Consider the following 2,644-nt stretch of genomic DNA (forward strand, 5'->3'; position numbering starts at 1 on the left):
CTATTATAGGGTATCTTTTTTGTTATACAGTACTTAAAAATTTTCGAGACTAAGGTATCTAGGTTCTTAAAAATTCTAAGTCATTTGAAGATTCACGAACTGTACTATTAGAGCAAATGCTTGGAGAGGGGTGTTTTAAGTTTGCAAGTCAACTCAATAAAAGATGTTTTAAAAGAAATCGAGTATTCAAAGTTTGAACACTCTTGCATTAGATTAAAGTTCTTGATTTAATAAGAGAAGAGATATAGGAAAGAGTGATTTTATGTTGAATATTGGGGATGTTATTCACTTAGAAACGACTGGTGATAATGTAGAAAAATTAAAGTGCAAGCTTGTAGAAAGAAAAGGAAATCAATTGTTCATAGATTATCCAATAAATATGACAACAGGTCGATCTGCCTTTTTAATGATAGGAACAGAACTAATAGCATCGTTTGTATCAAATAAAGATCAACTAGCATTCCGTTTTCAAACTGAAGTGACTGGTAGAGTGAAGGAAAATATTCCGATGCTTTCCTTGTCATATCCAGGGGATGAGCAATTAATAAAAATCCAAAGACGAGAATATGTAAGAATCCCAGCCACACTTGATGTGGCAATTCATCCTATATTGAATGAATTTCAGCCATTCACTGCAGTAACGACAGATATTAGCGCTGGTGGCTCTGCAATTCTAATACCAAAAACTGTGAAATTACAAGAAAATCAAGAATTATACGTATGGTTTTCGCTACCATTTCAAAATGGGGCAATTGAACATATAAAAGTGCATTCAAAAGTTATCCGCATCCTCACTGTAGAAAACGATGTATTTGTAAAAGTTCCATTAAAATTCATAGATATTGATGAAAAAACGAGACAGACATTAATTCGTTATTGTTTTCAACAACAAATACAAATGAAAAGAAAAGGGCTAATAACAGAATAAAATCTGGTATTTTTAAGCATAATAAAAATTAGGAGCAATTATTCAAATGCTTAAATAATTCCGGAGATGAATGAATGAAACGTTTTGAAAGAATATTGGTGAAATTAATTGTTATTCAATTCATTGTATTAATCTTTTCACAGCTATTAATTCAACAGTCAGCTATTCAACCATACCTTTCACGAGTTGTGCAATATGAAGGTGTGAATAAAATTACGATAACCGAATGGCTAGAAACATTTAGCCAATGATGATGCAGGTGGAAACGAATTTTACCTGCTTTTCATCATGTATCATTTGAAAAATAACTATTAAGAAACTACTAGACTAAAAGACTACCTGGAGGCATTATGAGAAATAAATTATCAATAGCAATTGACGGACCTGCAGCAGCAGGGAAAAGCACAGTCGCAAAAATTATCGCGGAGCATTATGCATATATTTATATTGATACCGGTGCAATGTATCGTGCTTTAACATATAAAGCAATTCAAGCAAATATTAACTTACATGATGAGGATGCAGTGGCGGATATTCTCTCAAACATCCATATAGAATTAAAGCCAAATGAGGAAGGGCAGATTGTTCTAGTAAATGGTGAAGATGTTACAGAAGTCATAAGAACAAATGAAGTAACAAATCAGGTTTCGATTGTGGCAATGCATCCGAAAGTTAGAAGGGAAATGTTAGTTCGTCAACGTCAACTAGCAGCTGATGGTGGTGTTGTGATGGATGGACGTGATATTGGTACACATGTATTACCTAATGCGGAACTAAAAATATTCCTGAAAGCATCTGTGGAGGAAAGAGCTTTACGTCGTTATGAGGAGAATAAACTAAAAGGTTTTGATACCGATCTTGACAAGTTAAAGCAAGAAATTGCAAATCGTGATAAACTTGACTCAGAGAGAGAGATTGCACCCTTGAAAAAAGCTGAGGATGCAATTGAAATAGATACGACATCTTTGACAATTGAGGGTGTTGTAAGAAAAATTGAAGATTATATAGAAGAAAGGCTTTGATATTGTGTCATTATATACATTTGCTAGGTCAGTAGTTTCAGGAATTTTAAAACCAACTTTTCGAGTGAAGGTGGAAGGGTTAGAGAATTTTCCTAAAGAAGGTGGTGTCTTCCTTTGCTCGAATCACATTAGTAATTTTGACCCGCCAATTGTAGGGATTACAGCACCGAGACAAGTATTATTTATGGCAAAAGCTGAGCTTTTTAAAGTACCTGTTTTAAATGTTTTGCTAAAAAACTTTGGGACATTTCCCGTAAATCGTGGAGGAAGCGACCGTGAAGCACTGCGTACAGGTTTAAAAATATTAAAAGAAGGAAATGTTTTAGGGTTTTTCCCTGAAGGAACTAGAAGTAAAAATGGAGAATTAGGTAAAGGACAGTCTGGTGCAGGATTTTTTGCGTTACGTTCAAATGCAGCAGTTGTCCCATGTGCAATAGTTGGGAAATATAAACCATTTAGAACATTACGAGTTATTTATGGTCAGCCAATAAAGATGGATGAATATCGTGAAAAGAAAATAACAACTGAAGAAATGTCAGCGATCATTATGAAGGAAATTGGAAAACTTCTAAAAAAATAGGAAGTAGATGGGGAGTTTCTACTTGACAAAAAGTAGCATTTATTAGAAGTTTAATAAAAGAGGTTTTTTCATTTTTATAAAAGAGTAAAAGAAGCTTTTTAATAAAAATGATAT

General features: G+C 33.5%; 4 protein-coding genes. All 4 read left to right on the plus strand.

Features of this window, described 5'->3' with window-relative positions; genetic code table 11:
* Nucleotides 1-262 precede the first annotated feature (262 nt).
* A complete protein-coding gene (locus HU235_RS19290) occupies nt 263-928 on the plus strand; it encodes a flagellar brake protein (RefSeq protein WP_095301107.1) in 666 nt (221 codons plus the stop codon).
* Nucleotides 929-1,002: 74 nt separating this feature from the next.
* Entirely contained in the window at nt 1,003-1,179 is a 177-nt protein-coding gene (locus tag HU235_RS19295; RefSeq protein ID WP_095301108.1) for a YpfB family protein, read from the plus strand.
* A gap of 99 nt (nt 1,180-1,278) precedes the next feature.
* Nucleotides 1,279-1,950, plus strand: a complete 672-nt coding sequence (gene cmk / locus HU235_RS19300; RefSeq protein WP_095301109.1) for a (d)CMP kinase — start codon at nt 1,279-1,281, stop codon at nt 1,948-1,950.
* 4 nt (nt 1,951-1,954) lie between these two features.
* Nucleotides 1,955-2,530, plus strand: a complete 576-nt coding sequence (locus tag HU235_RS19305; RefSeq protein WP_095301110.1) for a lysophospholipid acyltransferase family protein — start codon at nt 1,955-1,957, stop codon at nt 2,528-2,530.
* Nucleotides 2,531-2,644 lie beyond the last annotated feature (114 nt).

Source organism: Metabacillus niabensis, from assembly GCF_902829255.1.
GTDB classification, from domain to species: domain Bacteria; phylum Bacillota; class Bacilli; order Bacillales; family Bacillaceae; genus Metabacillus; species Metabacillus niabensis.